This is a genomic window from Virgibacillus dokdonensis (genome assembly GCF_900166595.1).
GTDB classification, from domain to species: Bacteria; Bacillota; Bacilli; order Bacillales; family Amphibacillaceae; genus Virgibacillus; species Virgibacillus dokdonensis.
In genome coordinates this window covers 561,240-578,857 of sequence record NZ_LT745763.1, presented here as the reverse complement: position 1 = coordinate 578,857, position 17,618 = coordinate 561,240, and the positions used below count along the sequence as shown (strand labels likewise).

At 36.8% G+C, this 17,618-nt stretch carries 17 protein-coding genes, 1 pseudogene and 1 riboswitch; of the genes and pseudogenes, 2 read left to right on the top strand and 16 right to left on the bottom strand.

Translation table 11 applies throughout. The features are described from left to right. Positions 1 to 17 precede the first annotated feature (17 nt). The 10 genes and pseudogenes from B2C77_RS04430 to B2C77_RS04390 all read right to left on the bottom strand — a co-directional run. Positions 18 to 587: pseudogene (locus tag B2C77_RS04430) on the bottom strand (ATP-binding protein); the annotation flags it as partial. Between the two features lie 76 nt (positions 588 to 663). Then, complete coding sequence (ltrA, locus tag B2C77_RS04425) at positions 664 to 2,052, bottom strand: group II intron reverse transcriptase/maturase (protein WP_077701832.1); 1,389 nt, start codon at positions 2,050 to 2,052, stop codon at positions 664 to 666. A gap of 375 nt (positions 2,053 to 2,427) precedes the next feature. Further along, positions 2,428 to 3,354, bottom strand: a complete 927-nt coding sequence (locus B2C77_RS04420; RefSeq protein WP_077702567.1) for an FtsK/SpoIIIE domain-containing protein — start codon at positions 3,352 to 3,354, stop codon at positions 2,428 to 2,430. A gap of 91 nt (positions 3,355 to 3,445) precedes the next feature. Then, on the bottom strand, positions 3,446 to 3,838 hold the full coding sequence (locus tag B2C77_RS04415) for a DUF961 family protein (protein ID WP_050351791.1): 393 nt from the start codon (positions 3,836 to 3,838) through the stop codon (positions 3,446 to 3,448). Positions 3,839 to 3,886: 48 nt separating this feature from the next. Then, on the bottom strand, positions 3,887 to 4,387 hold the full coding sequence (locus B2C77_RS04410; protein ID WP_050351792.1) for an antirestriction protein ArdA: 501 nt from the start codon (positions 4,385 to 4,387) through the stop codon (positions 3,887 to 3,889). Positions 4,388 to 4,407: 20 nt separating this feature from the next. Then, a complete protein-coding gene (locus B2C77_RS04405; RefSeq protein ID WP_050351793.1) occupies positions 4,408 to 4,974 on the bottom strand; it encodes a hypothetical protein in 567 nt (188 codons plus the stop codon). A gap of 27 nt (positions 4,975 to 5,001) precedes the next feature. Further along, positions 5,002 to 5,175, bottom strand: a complete 174-nt coding sequence (locus tag B2C77_RS21565) for a hypothetical protein (RefSeq protein WP_169770795.1) — start codon at positions 5,173 to 5,175, stop codon at positions 5,002 to 5,004. 370 nt (positions 5,176 to 5,545) lie between these two features. After that, positions 5,546 to 5,788, bottom strand: coding sequence for a hypothetical protein (locus tag B2C77_RS04400; protein WP_050351795.1), 243 nt, complete (start codon positions 5,786 to 5,788; stop codon positions 5,546 to 5,548). 199 nt (positions 5,789 to 5,987) lie between these two features. Next, a complete protein-coding gene (locus tag B2C77_RS04395) occupies positions 5,988 to 7,103 on the bottom strand; it encodes an IS4 family transposase (RefSeq protein ID WP_077702566.1) in 1,116 nt (371 codons plus the stop codon). Between the two features lie 168 nt (positions 7,104 to 7,271). Next, positions 7,272 to 7,502 (bottom strand): helix-turn-helix domain-containing protein, encoded by a 231-nt coding sequence (locus B2C77_RS04390; RefSeq protein WP_050351796.1) that lies wholly within the window; start codon positions 7,500 to 7,502, stop codon positions 7,272 to 7,274. A 144-nt stretch (positions 7,503 to 7,646) separates the two neighbouring features. On the opposite strand from B2C77_RS04390, the gene B2C77_RS04385 reads away from it, so the two are divergent. Both B2C77_RS04385 and B2C77_RS04380 read left to right on the top strand, forming a co-directional pair. Next, positions 7,647 to 7,991: a helix-turn-helix domain-containing protein gene (locus B2C77_RS04385; RefSeq protein ID WP_050351797.1), complete on the top strand. Its 345-nt coding sequence runs from the start codon at positions 7,647 to 7,649 to the stop codon at positions 7,989 to 7,991. A gap of 68 nt (positions 7,992 to 8,059) precedes the next feature. Next, positions 8,060 to 8,545 (top strand): ImmA/IrrE family metallo-endopeptidase, encoded by a 486-nt coding sequence (locus tag B2C77_RS04380; RefSeq protein WP_077702565.1) that lies wholly within the window; start codon positions 8,060 to 8,062, stop codon positions 8,543 to 8,545. A 255-nt stretch (positions 8,546 to 8,800) separates the two neighbouring features. Here the strand turns inward: B2C77_RS04380 and B2C77_RS04375 are convergent, their stop codons facing one another. From B2C77_RS04375 to B2C77_RS04350, 6 genes are all read right to left on the bottom strand, one after another. Next, positions 8,801 to 9,268 (bottom strand): hypothetical protein, encoded by a 468-nt coding sequence (locus tag B2C77_RS04375; protein ID WP_050351799.1) that lies wholly within the window; start codon positions 9,266 to 9,268, stop codon positions 8,801 to 8,803. An 87-nt stretch (positions 9,269 to 9,355) separates the two neighbouring features. Next, positions 9,356 to 10,372, bottom strand: a complete 1,017-nt coding sequence (locus tag B2C77_RS04370; RefSeq protein WP_050351800.1) for a DUF3231 family protein — start codon at positions 10,370 to 10,372, stop codon at positions 9,356 to 9,358. Positions 10,373 to 10,654: 282 nt separating this feature from the next. Next, a complete protein-coding gene (guaA, locus tag B2C77_RS04365; protein ID WP_077702564.1) occupies positions 10,655 to 12,190 on the bottom strand; it encodes a glutamine-hydrolyzing GMP synthase in 1,536 nt (511 codons plus the stop codon). Positions 12,191 to 12,527: 337 nt separating this feature from the next. Further along, a riboswitch (purine riboswitch) is annotated at positions 12,528 to 12,629 on the bottom strand. Between the two features lie 41 nt (positions 12,630 to 12,670). Then, positions 12,671 to 14,866 (bottom strand): transglutaminase TgpA family protein, encoded by a 2,196-nt coding sequence (locus tag B2C77_RS04360; RefSeq protein ID WP_077702563.1) that lies wholly within the window; start codon positions 14,864 to 14,866, stop codon positions 12,671 to 12,673. Then, positions 14,863 to 16,122 (bottom strand): DUF58 domain-containing protein, encoded by a 1,260-nt coding sequence (locus B2C77_RS04355; RefSeq protein WP_077702562.1) that lies wholly within the window; start codon positions 16,120 to 16,122, stop codon positions 14,863 to 14,865. Before B2C77_RS04355 ends, B2C77_RS04360 begins: the two co-directional genes overlap by 4 nt. Continuing rightward, on the bottom strand, positions 16,122 to 17,081 hold the full coding sequence (locus tag B2C77_RS04350) for an AAA family ATPase (RefSeq protein WP_077702561.1): 960 nt from the start codon (positions 17,079 to 17,081) through the stop codon (positions 16,122 to 16,124). The genes B2C77_RS04355 and B2C77_RS04350 overlap by 1 nt, the downstream gene beginning before the upstream one ends. Between the last annotated feature and the right edge of the window lie 537 nt (positions 17,082 to 17,618).

The following is a 17,618-nucleotide window of genomic DNA, read 5'->3' as shown; positions in this document are numbered from 1 at the left end:
CGCTCCTTCCTCCACGCCTACAATTCCGGTTGCTTTTCGCTGTCGCTTGCGACTGTCGTCGCTGGCGCAACCTCCATTTTCGGCGTTGCTTTTCCTATCTCCTTTAAAAAGTCATATCCTCTAGGCACTAATGGTGTATAGAATTCTGTAATGATAGAAGCACCATAATCGGCATAGCCACGCCCTTTTATACGCTTATTTACAAATGTATTATCAACATCTCCAAACATCATTCCATATCCTGTTTCGCTGTTTCTACCTAATGCTACACGAAAATTAAACTGGTCTCTTATTCCATCTGCCAAATATTTTGCGTCAGGACGTTGGTTTGCCAAAATAAGAAATACACCCGCCTGACGACCCAGCATAGTTAATTGCTTCATATCCTCCAATACTTCTTGCTTCTCTCTATGGTCTAACATTTCCATAAATGCTACATATTCATCAAAAATAACAAAGAGTGGCTTCATGCCCACACTTGCATAATTTCCACCTGTTTTATAATTCGGCATGTTTTTCATTCTTTCGGAACGTTCATGCATTTCTTCTCTTGCTTTCTTCAAAGTCATTTTAATTCCATTTTTCCTAATCGAGTAGAGGGAAAAGTTAAGTAACTTTACGCCCCTCTCACACCACCGTACGTACCGTTCGGTATACGGCGGTTCAATAGTTTGAGTGTACGAACTGGTATTGTAGAGCGATGTCTTTATATCCTCTCGATGCCAGTTCTTTATCTGTTAATGAACGATGGAGTACATAACTACTGGATATAACCCAGTAGCCCTTTCTTGTATTCGACCATTCATAAGCTTTATGTTTATCGATACCTAAGCGAATTAGATTTTTCCTTTTTGTGCGTGGGTTTTTCCACTGCTTCCAGAGATATTGTCTAATTCTTCGCTTCAACCATCCATTGAGATTCTTTATAAATCCTTTCATTTCCCCTATGCCATAGTAGTTTATCCAACCTGTCATAAGTTGTTGGATTTCTTTAAGAATCACTTCGAGATGTCGTCCACGATTGCGTTTGGTGATCCGCTTGAGTTTCCTTTTGACGGTCACTTTCGCTTTATTATGCGGACGAATTTTGACACCCTTCTTCGTAGCTAATAAGCAGAAGCCAAGAAACTTACGTTTCAAAGGACTTCCAACCGCACTCTTTTCTCGGTTAACAGTTAAACTCAGATCCTTCTCAAGAAAGTTCGTTATATTATCCATTACCCGATATCCTGCTCTCCTGCTTTTCACATAGATATTACAGTCGTCCGCATAGCGGACGAATCTGTGACCACGCTTTTCTAATCGTTGGTCTAATTCATTCAGATAAATATTACTGAGTAACGGCGATAAGTTTCCACCTTGCGGCGTTCCTTCTTCCGATTTCTCAAAGATACCGTTTATCATAATTCCACTCAATAAATACTGTCTTACCAAGCGAAGCACGCGCTTATCATCTATCTGTTTTTCCACGAAATACATCAGTTTGTCATGATTTACCGTATCGAAGTAGGATTTCATATCCAAATCCACCACATATTTGTACCCTTGTTCGTAGTATGACTTTGCCCGTATGATGGCTTGATGTGCACTACGTTTTGGACGAAACCCAAAACTATTATCGGAGAACTTTGGTTCAAATATTGGTTGGAGCACTTGGTTAATCGCTTGTTGAAGCATCCGGTCGATGACTGTCGGAATCCCCAGTTTTCTCTTTCCACCGTCTGGTTTCGGGATTTCAACCCGCAGGACGGGTTGCGGTTTGTATTTTTCTTGATATAACTGGAGTAATAGTTCCTCTTTATGTTCCTTCAAGTATGGAAGTAGTTGGTCGCACGTCATACCGTCTACACCGGCTGCCCCCTTATTTCTGACGACTTGAAGGTAAGCTTGATTGAGATTGTTCCTTGACAGGATTCTTTCAAACAGATTGGATACACCATTTTGATTGTTCTTTTCACCATGTAAGCCACTATGCGCTTCGACATACCCTTCATGTTCCACACTATCTCTCTGCCGATAGCCAGATTCTCCTGTTTTCTGCAGTTGTCGCACCTTACACACCTCCTAGAGCTTTCAAAACGACTATTGTTCGGTCCTTCATGTTTCGTCAAGTAACATTACTATGACCTCTGCTGACTTCTTGTGATTCACCAAGACGTCATCGTCTTGGTTGTGCTGGTTTGTTATCATTCAACTCCCACTGCACCCTCACAAGACCTCCCCCGGTAAGAGCGAAAACTTTCCTCCCATGTAACTGCTAGATTTACTGTATAGGTTTCGGGCAGTATTGGACTTCAGTTTGTTAGGCAACCTTATCCGACCTAATTCAGCCTTCTATCTAGTTTCTGTTCGTCAGTTCAGGAGTTTGCGTCCGACTTCCTTCAGCCACTACCTCGCGATAGCCACCTTGTCTTTCGCTAACAGTTCCTACTGCCATGCCTGTAGTGGACTTTCACCACCAAGTTTTCGCCCATGCAGGGCGCACCTAAAAACAGTTTTTTCAGGCATGACCGATTCTAAGTCTGCAAGGTCTGCATTTTTTGGGTCTAATATCCGCAATTCAGCATCCGACTTCAATAAAGCTTCAATCATGGTCAAAATGAAATAAGTCTTCCCTCCACCAGTACCACCAGCAATCAACATATGAGGTAATTCATCAAACTTCCATTCAATATGTTCCATAAGCTTCATAGAGCCATTTTTAACAGTCACATCATGAATAGAAATACGGTTTCGTTGTACATCATACATTAATTTATAACAAACGAAATTTTCTTCCAATTCCCTGTCAACTAAAGTACAATATAAACCGTTTTCTAGTTCATCCCCTAACTTTAAAAACCTTTCTTGAAATCGGCTCATATCCATAGCCACTCTAAATTCAATATATCCTTTATTTATTTTGTAATAGGCTTTTGGGAAGTAGGTTAATTTTGATTTCGTAACAGTCTTATCACTAAAACTCCATTTTGATTCCGTTGAATAGCTTTCTTTTTCGATAAAACGATTAGATATAAACATTCTTGCTATTTTTTGCCTATGCCAAATACGCCTATACTTTTCAAAGAAAACAAAATAAGCTAATAAAACAGTCATTGCGCCAACTATAAAAGATATAACAAATCCTTTTCCAATGTACGCCCAATTCCAACCTTTAATGTTTTTCAAATAGTCCCAAGTGAACCATTCGGCAACATTGCTCATTCCAGTTTTATAACAGAAAAAAATACTCAATAAAAAAACAGGAATAAATATGCTTAATCCTGCTATTAACACTCCATGTTCCATTTTCGGCGTTATTCTTATGCCACGATATTTCCAAAGGCGTTTCTTTAAAAATTCAATCCTTATCACCTTCTTTTACAGAGAAATCTCAGTCCTCTCTAAAATAATTGAACAAAAAAAAGCGTGCCAATTAATTTATAACTAGCACGCTATTACTCTACTATTTTTTATCCGTTCCTGCTCCCACAGGCTCTTTACTCGGTTCATTTTTCTTCACACCACCCGAACTACCAACCTCTACAATATCCTCTGCTTCAACAGTCCATACAACATTAGCAAAATTTCCATTTGCTTGTGCTCTTGCTTTAATGACAGGATTTTTTAGGGTCACCTGTTTGTTAAAATCAATCTCTTTTAAATCAACATATTCCGGTATAGTCACCTCAATTTGCTCTTTTTGAGTGGATGAAGCAAGATTATAAACCCTTGATTCCAGTTTATCTGTTCTTTCATTTTTATCTCGGTCAAAAAACATCTTCTCTCTTTTCAACCCCATAAAAAATAAGTCACCAAAAGTTAGTTCATTCGGTATAATTCCTGTTTTAAATTCCATTCAAAATCTCTCCCTTAATTGTTTTTAATATTTAAGTTTCTCGTTTTTTTAATTATTGTACTCAAATACACCATGAGAAGTAACAAGGAAGTTTCCTTCCAATTCCATATCACGTCCAAAAGCTTCATAATCAATATAATTTTGTAGATTGGTAGGAACTTCTCCAAGTGCTCCTGTTTCTTCAACGAAATATCTTGCAACATCTTCCATAGAATGACAATCAGAATAACATACAATGTCATCTACATTTTCCAACAATTCCTCAAGGTCACTAAACCAGTAACCTATCATTGCTTTTAACTCGTAATAAATAGGTGTGCCTTCAATTTCTTCAATCATTGCACACAAACGATTAATTTCATTGATAGATGTATATTCATCTATCTCAAATGGCAATTCGTAATCGTGAATAGCAATTTCTTCATAATCACCATTTAAGCCAATACGCTCTTTTACTTCTTCCATATTGATTGGAGGAGTAAACCAATCACCAACAAGCTCCCCCTCATTATATTTGCCGAGATTGGATATATACACACGCATTTCCAATACTTATCACCTCGTATAATTCATTCAATCATCTCTAACATAATCGGATATTCGGCAATTTGAATACGTTCCTTTAATTCTTTTCCCATCAAATCACCATCTTTTGCATTATCAAAACCTTTTATAGTCACAGCTACATACGAATCACATCCTGCTATTAAATGATGTGGTAATGTACCATAAACATGTTTTCCTTTAATATCATCTGCTTCAACACGTTCGAATACCGGTGCATTCTGCAAAAATGGAAATTCATTTTTTAATATTTCAACAGTTCCCATATGGCGACTTGCAATGATAAAGTTATTTTTCATTTCCCATGGATAAATTTCTAAAGCTGTTAAACGATATTTAGATACATTTACATCTGCTTTAATAATATCTAGTCCAGTTTCAAATACTTTATCTCTTGGCAAATCCAATCCATAATATTCATTTATTCCATGCCCTACTAAAAGGGAAGGTGCAAGTGTAGAAATAATAATAGTGGTATCTGATTCTTTATTATCATATCGCACCAAATCTCTCACTGCCGGAAAACCAAATGCCACTATTTTATTTTCTTTCAAAAGGTCATTTAATTTCATAATTTCATTTATTCACCTACTATCTGATTAATAATTAAACCCTCTAAATGCAGAAGGTCTATTTTCATATATTTTTTCATGAAGTAGTTTTTTATATAGAAGTAATCTTTCATGCCGATAAGGATTCCTACGCTTACTAGGATGAATAGAGCCAAAATCAGCAACTTTTTTCGTGTAATAAGCAATTCTTTTATCCAGCACAAAATCACCTCATTCATTTTTAATAAAAAATTAAAGATAATTCGCTAGGCTCTATAAGAACCATTACCGCGCTTATCAGTCGCTCACAGTTAAGGTCATGGCAACATATAGTAGGTTATGCTTATAACCATTAGCACCCTCATTTTGGACTGCTATAGCTTTTTTAAAAGTGTTAGCTATCATCACTTAGATTACGTTTAATGACAAATCAGTCAAAACACGTTACAATAAAAGTGTCTAGGTTTTATTGGCGTGTATGATAAGTTACGATTTATCATATGCGCTCTCTTTCTATATGAAGTTTTCAAGGAACATCATTTCCTTTCATGCATTTTCGAACAATTCATTAAGTGGTATAAACTCACACTCGTTACATGTTCTCAAATGCTGAAATTCCTTTTCTTGACATATCATAATTCTTACAAATTCTACGATATGAAACATTATGCAATAAAAGCTTTTGAATAATTTCCTTCGAAATCGGCTGTTGCATATAATAATCTGCCTTTACAATTCGGACAGCTAACTTCATCCTAGCCTGCCAGTCACCTTCCATTTCTTTTGCCAAAGGAACTGCCTTTTTCATTAAATTTTGCATTTCATTAAAGTTCATTTGAATTTCACCCCCTAGAAATAATATAATTCATTTATTAGATATTAGATTTCACTAGCATTGCATAAATATGGTTTGAAAATTCAGTAAACATCTTTGCAGGATTTTTTGCCAAAAAGACAAAGGCTAAACAAAGGTGGTCTGTCCATTTGGAAAAATTATACAATTAAACTATTAGCAACAGCGACACTGTATGTATTTACGGAATAGATCTATCGTCAAATCTGCGAATCCAGATGTACGCAGGTTTCCACAGCGCTTTATTTAACCAGCGGCTAATTCGGAGTAAGGACTTCTTACTCCTCATCTCTAACTGGATAAGTACATGTAAACAGTAAGCAATAAGTGCAAGGAAAATTTGATTTTGAATGGCAGTTTCGCTCATGCCATAAAAGTGTTTGATCTCTACATGCTGTTTGAGCCATTTGAAAAATAGCTCAATGGTCCATCGTTGACGGTAAATTTCACTAATCTCTTCGGGGTCTAGATCGAAACGGTTAGTAATTAATCGTAGAATGTTTCCCTTTGTATCCACTACTTCAAGTAGGCGGAATACATTCTCTGTACGATTTTGCGTCGAACCGATGTAAACCATCTTGTCGGATAAAACCGTAGAATCTTTAGGTATAGAAAATGATTCTACTTCACGAGTGATGGCGTTTTTCTTCAGTCTTGATACGAAAAAATAGCCTTCATCTGTCATTCGATCAAATCGTTCATAATCAACGTATCCACGGTCAAACACATACATGGCTTCTTTGTCGTCTACGAGAACTTCCAGTTGATTTCTGTCATGTTCTTTGGCTGTTGTAATCACTGCTTTTTCAGGATAGACGGTATCTTTATTCATAAATATAAGTCGTAAATGTAGCTTAACTCCTGCTTTTGTTTTACGGAACTTTGCCCACTTATGATTCGTTAAGTTTAATGGAAGCGTGCTAGAATCAATGATTTTCAATGGCATGTATTTCCCGTTTTTAAATTGGATACCTTTTATTTTGTAAACAAGGTCCAAGAATAAATGGGAAAGGATCATTGGATTCATTTCATTATTCTTCCTTGATAGCTGAGATGTACTAATCGATTCAAACCCCAGTGCTTTCTGAAGTCCATCATCTATTAGGGCATCGCTCATTTCTTCCAAGCTCTCGAATCCTTGCAGTTGGGCAAGTAACATGAGCTTTATATACCCTGCAGTTGTTAGCTTTTTTGTGTAGTAATCTTGTTTATTTTCTTCTACTTGTTCAAATAGTTTTTTCGTATTTATAGGTGAAACCCATTTACCAAATGATGATTTTAGTGTATTCTTGTCCATACGGATTATCCTTTACTTTTGGATTTGGACAGGAACCACCTGTACTTCCATTGTAAAGGATTTTTTTGTATCATGAACACGTAATTATTGAACATTTTCAGTATTTTGAATCATCAGGTTTAATTAATGCAATGCTAGTGATTAGATTTATAAGAAACAAATCTAATTCTATAAAACATTTATATCTTGTTCCAAATCGCTACATCCAGTTTCAAAAAAAAGCTTCCAATCAAAACCAATTACTCCGGCGATTTGTTTAGCAACTTTTACGCTAGGTCTTCTTATACCTAATTCAATTTGAGAATAATAAGGTCTTTTTATGTTTGATTGTATCGCAACATCTTCTTGTGTTAAATTTCGTTCAATTCTTTTTTCATACAACCATTCTCTTTTTTTCATACATTTAATCGCCACCTTCATTGTAGCGTTTCGCTACTGTCAATACTTTTTTGTACTTTTTTGATACAATTATTTTATGTAGCTTTTTGCTACAGTATAATAACTATAAACGATTTATAAATCGTATAGAAACGAGGTTACACAATGTTGGGAGACAGACTAAAAAAACTAAGAGCAACAAAGAATTTATCTCAACAAGAACTAGCAAAAAAACTAAACATTTCCAGAGGAACCTACGCTCATTACGAAATAAATAAAAGACAACCTGATTACGGTACACTCAAAAAAATTTCTAACTTTTTCAATGTATCAATTGACTACCTAATCACAGGAAATGAACATTCTAATTCTCCTGATGAAATGTGGAAAGAATTTTTAGACCCTAAAACACAAATATTCTTTAAAGACTTACAAAACGCACCCGAAGAAAAAATCGAAGAACTAATACGTTTTTGGGAATTTATTAAAGAACGAGACAAAAAGAAATAGAGCTCTAATATTAGGGCTTTTATTTATAATAAAAAACAGAACATACATTCCCCGAAGGAGGACAAGCCATGAAATATCACACAACATTACTAGAAGATGCAATAAAGCATTTTTATGTTGACTTAGGTATTTATTACCCACATCAACTAGATATTCCGGAAATAGCTGACTACCTGGGAATTAAAGTCTATTTTTGGGATATATCAAGTCGTGTTTATAAAAAAGAAATTATAATTGATTCTAGGTTATCCCCCGAAGAACAATGGGAGGATTTTGGACATGAACTTTGTCATTTATTATTACAGTACGGAAATCAAATATTGCACTTGAATAATCTTTTTCTGGCATACCAAGAATGGAAAGCAAATAACTTTGCACTTCATTTCTGTGTACCAACATTTATATTAATTAAATATGAAATCGCCAACATACCCGAAGGTATACCTTTTATAACAAAGACATTCAACGTAACACAGAAATTTGCACAAAAAAGACTTATTCATTTTAGAAATCAACTACAAATATCAAGATTGCAACAACAACTTAATGCGTAATGACAATAAAGTTGTTTCCTTTTGAAGGGATGAAGCCGCATTATTACCGTTGAAAAATGCGGCTGATTTCAAAAATAGTTGTTTACTTTTCACATTCGCCCGACCAGTAAACATAAATTTGTGATAAAAAGTTCTTTACTGAAATTCTTTATTCAACAAAAGCGCCCAACGGAACAAGCCTTTATTCGGTTATACAATAAAATATAATAATGCTCACTTCCAGAGGTATCGCCAGCATTTTAAAAAAACCCTACGTTAAGAAATTTTTTTATATTTCAGTAATAGTAACTTGATGAGAAATCCCGTGGCCAATCCCGGTATTATAAAAAGAATTGGGAGCCAAACAGGCCCCCATAATAGCCCAAATAAAGTGAATTCCGAAGAATAAATCACACCAACCGTTGCCCAATAGGCTGTGAATACAAAGGGAAGAAAAGAATGAGGATGCCTTCCACCTCCGGCGTCTTTCCAGGCATCCCATATTGCAAAAATATACAGGCAAGGGGAAAACATCAACCATGCATAATTCGTTTTCTCAATGGCTTCTTTGATACTCCCATGAAAACTTAATAATATAATTTGGTGAAAGTTGGACTGAACATTAACTAGAAACACCAAAGCAATGAAGAGTAATCCCTTTAGAAACCTACCGTTTAGAATTTGACCAAAACCCGGCAATGCAATACTCCAAAACAGTTTCTCATATTTATTATTTTGATTCATATAATCACGTCCAAATGATTATATTGGTCATAACTTTTTTAAGGCAAAAGAAGGACAACGTAATTCAGAATTGCCCAATCTTTGTCTTTATTTACTCTGTCCTTTTGATAATTGGGTTCTATCCTCCATTTGAGGTGGTTCTTCCAATAACCCGTGTTCAATCATGAGGTCTCCTCCATCATTTGCGAAGTCGAAAACATCTTTAGCAATTGGTATCATTTTTAAAGGTAAGTCTTTCCTTAGACTGAAGGTCGTACCTATAGCATTACTGCCAAAACCAAAAGTATTCAGTAAGGACGTATTATACATCATAAGCTTATCTGAAAAAGTCGACACTGTTGAATCTGTAACCCTTCCTGCTGGTGTGGACGGAGGATTAATATCACTGTCTAATAATATTTCGCTGGATTTTGTAATGATTGTTTTAGATAACTCTTTACCTCGGAAGAAGTAGTCCCGTATATCTTTTTTCTTAGCTACTTGAGCAAAGCCTGTCATTAATTTCATTCCGTCTACATTCGATTCAATCGCTTGGTATAGATAAGCCACTTCAACTGTATTTAATGACCTCCTGTGACCCGTGATTTTAAATCCTGACCGATAATTCTTTTTCTCAGCAAATTCAACATGGTTGGGTAAGGTGACAACTGGAGATTTTGGAAGTACACCCTTGCTTAGCAAAAACTGTGTCGTTTTTTCACAGGTATCCTCCGCAAACGCTGAGAACCTTTTGTATAAATCCATGATGTCTTTCCGGTAACTCATCGATATATGCAATGCATGTAAACCTGAAGCAACTTTCATCATCATACGTAAGTACATGACCTCAAAAATGTCGTCAAACAATTTTGGTGCATTAAGGTTTACATCGTTTTCTGTAAACCCAATTGGAACTGCTGCCCCTTCTTGTGTAAAAATGTTCCTTAGTTCATTAACAAAATTACTTTCACCTTCGTGAAATGTTTGCAATATTTCTATAGCCTCAGCATCTTGATTATTTGACAAAAAAAATTCAATCACTCTTACCATCATAGTCTTTTTTTGATAAATAATCCAAAGGGTTGAAAGCTCGGATGACGTTATCGGTATATGTCCTGTTGTCATTTAATCACTCCTCATGCCTTATATTTACCTTTATGTTTCACCACCTTCTGAGAAATATTCATTTTTTAGGATTACATGGTTATTAATTTTAATTCCACACGACAATCCAAATACCAAAAAATTTCCCTGCCAAAATTCAGTGTAAAAACAAAATTCCCTGCCAAAATTTTTTATTGGCAGGGTTTTTGGCAGGGAACTATATTATTTTTTATCAATTTATCCGTTTTAGCTTAGGACAAATGCTGTTAAATCAGCGTTCTCTCTTCAAATCAAGTTAGCCTCTTATTCCCACTCAATCGTAGCAGGTGGCTTGCTCGTTACATCATACACTACACGGTTAATATGAGCTACATCGTTCACGAGACGAGTTGAGATTTTCTCCAAGACGTCCCAAGGGATACGCGCCCAATCGGAAGTCATACCATCAATGGACGTTACTGCACGGATACCAATCGTATAATCATACGTGCGGGCATCTCCCATGACACCGACACTGCGAATGTTCGGTAGCACTGTAAAGTATTGCCATATATCACGGTCTAGTCCAGCTTTCGCAATTTCCTCACGTAGAATTGCATCGGATTCACGAACAATCTCTAATTTTTCTTCTGTTACTTCCCCTAGTACACGAATAGCAAGTCCCGGGCCAGGGAAAGGCTGACGCCAAACGATACGCTCAGGTATACCTAGCTGTGTTCCTAATTCACGAACTTCATCTTTAAACAATGTGTTTAACGGCTCGATTAATTCAAACTGCATATTTTCAGGAAGGCCACCAACATTATGATGTGATTTTATCGTCTGAGCTGTTTCTGTTCCACTTTCAATAATATCTGTGTAGAGCGTTCCTTGCGCTAGAAAGTCCATATTTTTAAGCTTCGCTGCTTCATCATCGAACACGTAAATAAATTCATTTCCGATAATCTTACGCTTCTTCTCTGGATCGTCGACACCTTTTAATTTCGTTAAGAAACGATCCTTAGCATCAATCTTAATAATATTCATATGAAAATCATCCGCAAATACTTTCATCACATCATCAGCTTCATTTTTACGAAGCAACCCGTGATCGACAAAAATACAAGTTAACTGATCGCCAATTGCTTTATGAATAAGTGCTGCAACAACAGAGGAATCAACGCCACCACTTAAAGCACATAATACGTTTCGGTCGCCGACTTTTTCTTGGATTTTCTTCACTTCCATGTCAATGAAATTCTCAATCGTCCAGTCACCCTTACTGCCACACACCGCAAAGACAAACTGCTTTAACACATCATTTCCATACTCGGAATGACGTACCTCCGGATGGTACTGTACACCATACAGCCCTTGTTCCTGATTACTAATAGCTGCAATAGGTGTCGAAGGACTTGTTGCATCTACTTGGAAAGATGCTGGAGCTTCTACCACTTTATCCCCATGACTCATCCATACAGTTTGCTGCTTTGGTGTACCTGCAAAGAGCGTTGGTTCTCCTTGAACGTCCATTTCCGCTTTTCCGTATTCACGGTTTTTAGCCTTTTCTACTTTGCCGTCAAAATGTAAGGCCATTAATTGCATGCCATAGCAAATTCCTAATACTGGGATACCTAAATCAAAAATTGCGGGATCACAGCGGAAGCTATTTTCATCATATACGCTATGTGGCCCTCCAGAAAGAATAATACCTGTCGGGTTTATTTCCTTAATTTCTTGAGCTGTTAACTTATGAGAGTGCAACTCACTATACACGCCAAATTCTCTGATTCGTCGTGTAATTAATTGATTGTATTGGCTACCAAAATCCAATACTAAAATCATTTCATTTGTCTTCATGTACGTTACTCCTATCTATAAAATAATCCCACTTACTATAAGTTCCTCTAAAACAATTACTGCATAATCACTAGCCTGCTCCCTACAAACTAGTAAGCAGACACACCTCTACCTGTCCTGTTTATCATTTGAAACAAACCTACTCCTGTTGCAACCCCTCATTAGAAAAACTTGGCTATCGTCAAATTTTCTGGCGATGAAATGCCTCGAATTCCTTATACGATAAACCTAAACGTTTTATACTTTTCCGCGCAAGAAAAGCAAAGCAGGAGCAAAAACAAAAAGCTACATCCTTACTTTTTGCGACAACAACATGCAAAAAGGCAGAATCCAGCTGTATTGGAAGTTCTGCCTTCATAGTCAAAGCATTTACGGTGCTCTGGTAGATACTTTCGACCCATATTGTCGAGGATATACGAACGGCAAACAATTATTCTTGTTACGTTATGTTCTTATTCTACATAACAAAACGAATGCTGGTCAAGACAATATTCGTTTTATTAAATTTTTCCATAATTGCGCCACCTCTGTTTTAGAAGCAAGCTTATCGTCATCTCTGTAAATGAGCCGTTCATAATGCTCCGTAAGCTTCTGCATATCTGTCGTTTCATACTTTTTATCAATCTTCATTGCATACTCTCGTAATGTTTCCCCAGGACGTTTTGCTTCCCCTTGTTTTTGTAACACTTTCATCAAAAAGTGATACGCCTCCTGTTGATTTTCTACATTATTATCCGCTGTAAATTTACGACGTACCCATTTAGATTGCAAGCGAAGCCTACTTCTGTAAACAAGAATGAAGACAATGAGTAAAAGCGCGATACCGATAACAGTTGGCAACATCCATTCCATGGCAGTTGGCCCCGAGTTAGATGCAGCAGCTGATGCGACTTCGGACTCCTCTTCTTTTTCCTCCTCAGGCGTTGTTTCTTCCGACTGCTCCTCATCCTCTGTCTCCTGTTCCGACTGTTGCAAGGAATCTTGTTGCTGCGTTTCCCCACTTATGGGCTCATTCTGAAAGTCGGATAAATTCGAGAATCCCTTTGTTGGTTCAAATGGAACCCATCCTGAACCAGGAAAATAGACTTCTACCCATGAATGCGCATTGGAATTAGTTATTTCATAGGTGTTTTTTTCACTTCCCGCATCCACTAATTCACCACCGGTAAATCCTTTCGCCCATCTTGCAGGAACATCCAGCGAACGTAACATGACAACCATCGAGGTGGAAAAATTATCACAATATCCTGCCCTAGAATCGAATAAAAATTGATCCACATAATCTTCGTTTGCTTCAGGCACAGGAACATCTGTCGTTTGATACGTAAAATCGGTGCTGGAGAAGTAGCTTTCAATCGCCTTTGCTTTATCGTACTGCGTCTCTTTTTCAGCAGTAATATCTTTTGCCAATTCAATTACTCGATCTGGAAGCGTCTCTGGAATTTGCGTATATGCTTCCATAGAGTTATCTGAACTGGAAGCTTGTTGCAAAGCTTCAATTTGAAAAGTAGGATAGCCATAATCAACCGTATAATTTTCTAATGTAATCGGATCATTGGCATCATCCATTAACTGAATTGCTTCCGAAGACATATCAAAATACGGCTCCCCTTCTGGTGCCTCTACATGATCGAAACCGTACGGATAAACGAGCTTATCAAGTGCTTCATCACCTTGAAATTCGATCGTAGCTTTCTTTGTTTCTAGATTAACATTTTCTTGAAACATTGGTGGTATTTTACCCAATTCTGTATAAGCAGAATCATGACTCTTTTCCCATCCTTTTCCTGTATACACATCTTTTGTCTCTACACGCCAGTAATGTTCTTCATCGGCCTCCGCTTCAAATACTGGTGTATAATCTTGTACGAAAGAACCTCCTAATCTACTGTCATCTTCTCCGTAGCCAACCTTTTGAATTCCGCCATTTCCTTCTCCAGAGAAGCCTGCATTTTCTGCACTGCTTTGAATAAACGGTACGGGATCAGGCCATTGAGGAGAAAATTTTGGTGCAGCTAACCCAACAGCTGAAGAAAATAAAACAATCGCAACTAATGGCAGCAACCAAACCGCAGATTTCTTAGCTAATGTAAAACGAAGCGCTTCTCGATCCATCTCTCTCATAAAGTGGGCTAACCCTAAAGCAAGCAAAGATATAATGAAGGATCTAATGATTGCAGCAGTACCATCATAAACTGTAAATGTGTCTAACACTGCCAAATAAGCAATCGTCAGAAATACGAACATAAAGACACGTTTTCTAATGACAAACCAATAATGTAGTAAGTAGCTCATTAACCAGATTAAAATAAGAAACATCGTACTACGAAACAATGGCGTGAACTCATACCATGTTCTGTTAAACAATGCTTGCGTATTTAAGATACTATCTTGCAATAACTCTCCTATCCATAACGGGTTTAAAAAACTCGTCGTAAAAAATAGACTATTTACCACGAATAGTAATGCTGCCCCCTTCAAGATAAACGACAGCCACCATCTAACCTGCATAAAAGAAAGAAGAAAGCATAGAACGCCGTAAAGCATAAACATACTAATATTTGTCGTATCCGTCACTTCTTGCAATGGGTAGAACCATTCTAGAAATAAAATGAATCCGCAAATATAAAGAATCAACGTATAAAAAGTAACAGGACTCGACTTTTGCGTACTCATATTTTTTTCACCTCTAACGGGTTTTTCATTAATTCACGCTCTGTCATTTCAAATACATCTACTCCAAAAGTTTGTAACTGACGAACAAACGGAGCCGAAAGGGTATGTTGTTGCGCAGGCTGAATAAACAAAATGCATATATGTTTCGCTCTTTGTCTCACCTTTTTCATCATCTCTACGAACGGTTTATCCATATTTCCTACAACGAATAAAAGGGTACCCCCGCTAACGAGCTTCGACCATTGGTTCTGAATGCCCATTGAAAACATGTCATTTTTACTTGGCTGTAGTTTTGTTATATGTTCTATTAATCGATTAAAGTCTCCTTGCGCATGTATAGATGCAAAAAAACTTGTGTCTTTTCCGACGGTAAGTAATCCAGATTCCACCGATTGTTTCTTAAAATGAGTAAGCAAAGCATACGTTACTTCTACCATTCCTTCAAAAACAATCGGATTTGATATATTACAAGCTTCTAGGACAATGATTCTGCTCGTTCCTCTTTCTTGCTCAAACTCCTTTGTCATCATCGTATTTTTTCTTGCTGTTTGCTTCCAGTCAATCCAAGACACACGATCTCCAGGTAAATATTCCCTTATCCCTGTCGCTACATTGACATTGTTAAGTCGTAACGATGAGCTGAGTACATTGCCTTCCTGCTGATTACGCATTTGTTCATCTAATAGGAGCCGGCGAGCATTTGGATAGACAACGAGCGAGTCATTTACAGCATACATATGATCTTTTTTAACAAGCCCAAAAAAATCTCCTGTCCGTATCCGTACCTTTTGAAAGGAATGTATACCTCTTGGAATTTGTTCTAACTGATAAGAAAAAGAAAATGTTCGCTTAAAACCTGGAAACAGAACCCGTTTCATTCTCCGTTCAATAAACAGTTGATCAGCTTGGTGCATATACTGATATTTTTCTTTACCGTTGTCCACCTTTTTCAATGAATCTGCTAACATATCTTCTATGATGCAGTAATATAAAGGAAATGGAAAACGACGTTTTATTTTAACCTTTACGATAACCGCTCCACCAGCGTCGGTTACATAATGGGAAAGCTTTCTACTAACCTGCCATTTGCGAATTGGATATAGTAAAACAACTGCTTCGTATAACAATATAGGAAGAAAGCTAAAAAATAAAAACCAACTGACAAAGCCGCCTTGAAACATAGCATACGAAAATAACAGCAGAAGGATAGTAATCAGAAACAGACTGCTTACAATCATTCGAAAGCGGTATTTCATTAAAGCAATTCCTTTCGTATTGGTATTTCAGTTTGTTCGATAATCATTGCAATAACGTCACTAGCAGTTTCTCCACTATATTTTGCTTCCGAGCGCAGGATGATTCGATGTGCTAAAACGTAAGGAGCCAAATATTTCACATCATCTGGTAAAACATAGTCACGTCCTAAAATAAAGGCATATGCCTTTGCAGCTTTCATCAAAGCAATCGACCCTCTTGGGCTGACGCCTAAATAAATTTGCGGATGTGTTCTCGTACTTGTTGCTAAATCAATAATATAATGTTGCACATTTTTATCGATATACACATGCTTTACTTCATCTTGGATATGTTCTAATTCTTGTTTTGTTAACACAGCTTCTACACAATCAATAGGATGCACCTGCGAAGTACGTGTGAGCATTTCCATTTCCTCCACAAACGTCGGATATCCCATGTTTAATTTTAAAATAAATCGATCTAATTGTGCTTCTGGCAATGGATACGTACCTTCATATTCAATTGGATTTTGAGTAGCCATGACAAAAAAAGGGCGAGCTAGAGGAATCGTATTACCATCCACAGTGACATGTTTTTCTTCCATTGCTTCTAACAGGGCGGACTGTGTTTTTGGAGAAGTTCGATTGATTTCATCTGCTAATATGATATTACCGAGAATTGGTCCACCACGAAATTCGAACTCTAGTGTTTTTGGATTAAAAATGGATACACCTGTAACATCGGAAGGTAATAAATCAGGGGTAAATTGTATTCTCCTAAAGTCACAATCTAAAGACTTCGCCAACGTTTTTACAAGCATGGTTTTCCCAACACCTGGTACATCCTCTAATAGCACATGCCCTTGTGCTAATAAAGCAACGAGACTTAAAACAGCAGGTTCTTCTTTGCCGATCATTACTTTTCTTATATTTTGTAAAACATTTTCTATTTTTACATTATATGACATTGTACTCTCCATAAAATAAGCCCCTTTCTATATACATTATAACAACCATTTCTTCCTACGATAATGATGTTCATGCCTCTTTTTTTACACTATAAGAGAGGATGAATTTATAGTGTAAGTCAAACGACGGCAGTTATTGCCCTAACATTGGCAATAAGCCAAATTTATTTCATCATCTTTCTCCCTAATCTAACTATACTAGAAAAATAGTGCAAGCTAAAGAAGGAGATACTAATAGATTTAAAATTCTATACTTCCATCACATAGATTTCCCATTTCTAGTATATCCACATATTCATAGTTTATACGATAGCTTGCAAACGAACAGGATACTATCATACACCTTTCAAACAATATAAAAATGTTGGAGTTTATCCTATAGCAAAGCCAAGTTTTTTTATGTACTACACATGGTAGGAAAGAAGTTCAAAATGTAAGTAAGATCTCGTGAAAAAATGTGAATTTCAGCGAATTTCTTATCAATTCAACAACTTCCCACTAAATTCCAAATAAATAGAACCTCGCTACCCAATTAGATTGAATACGAGG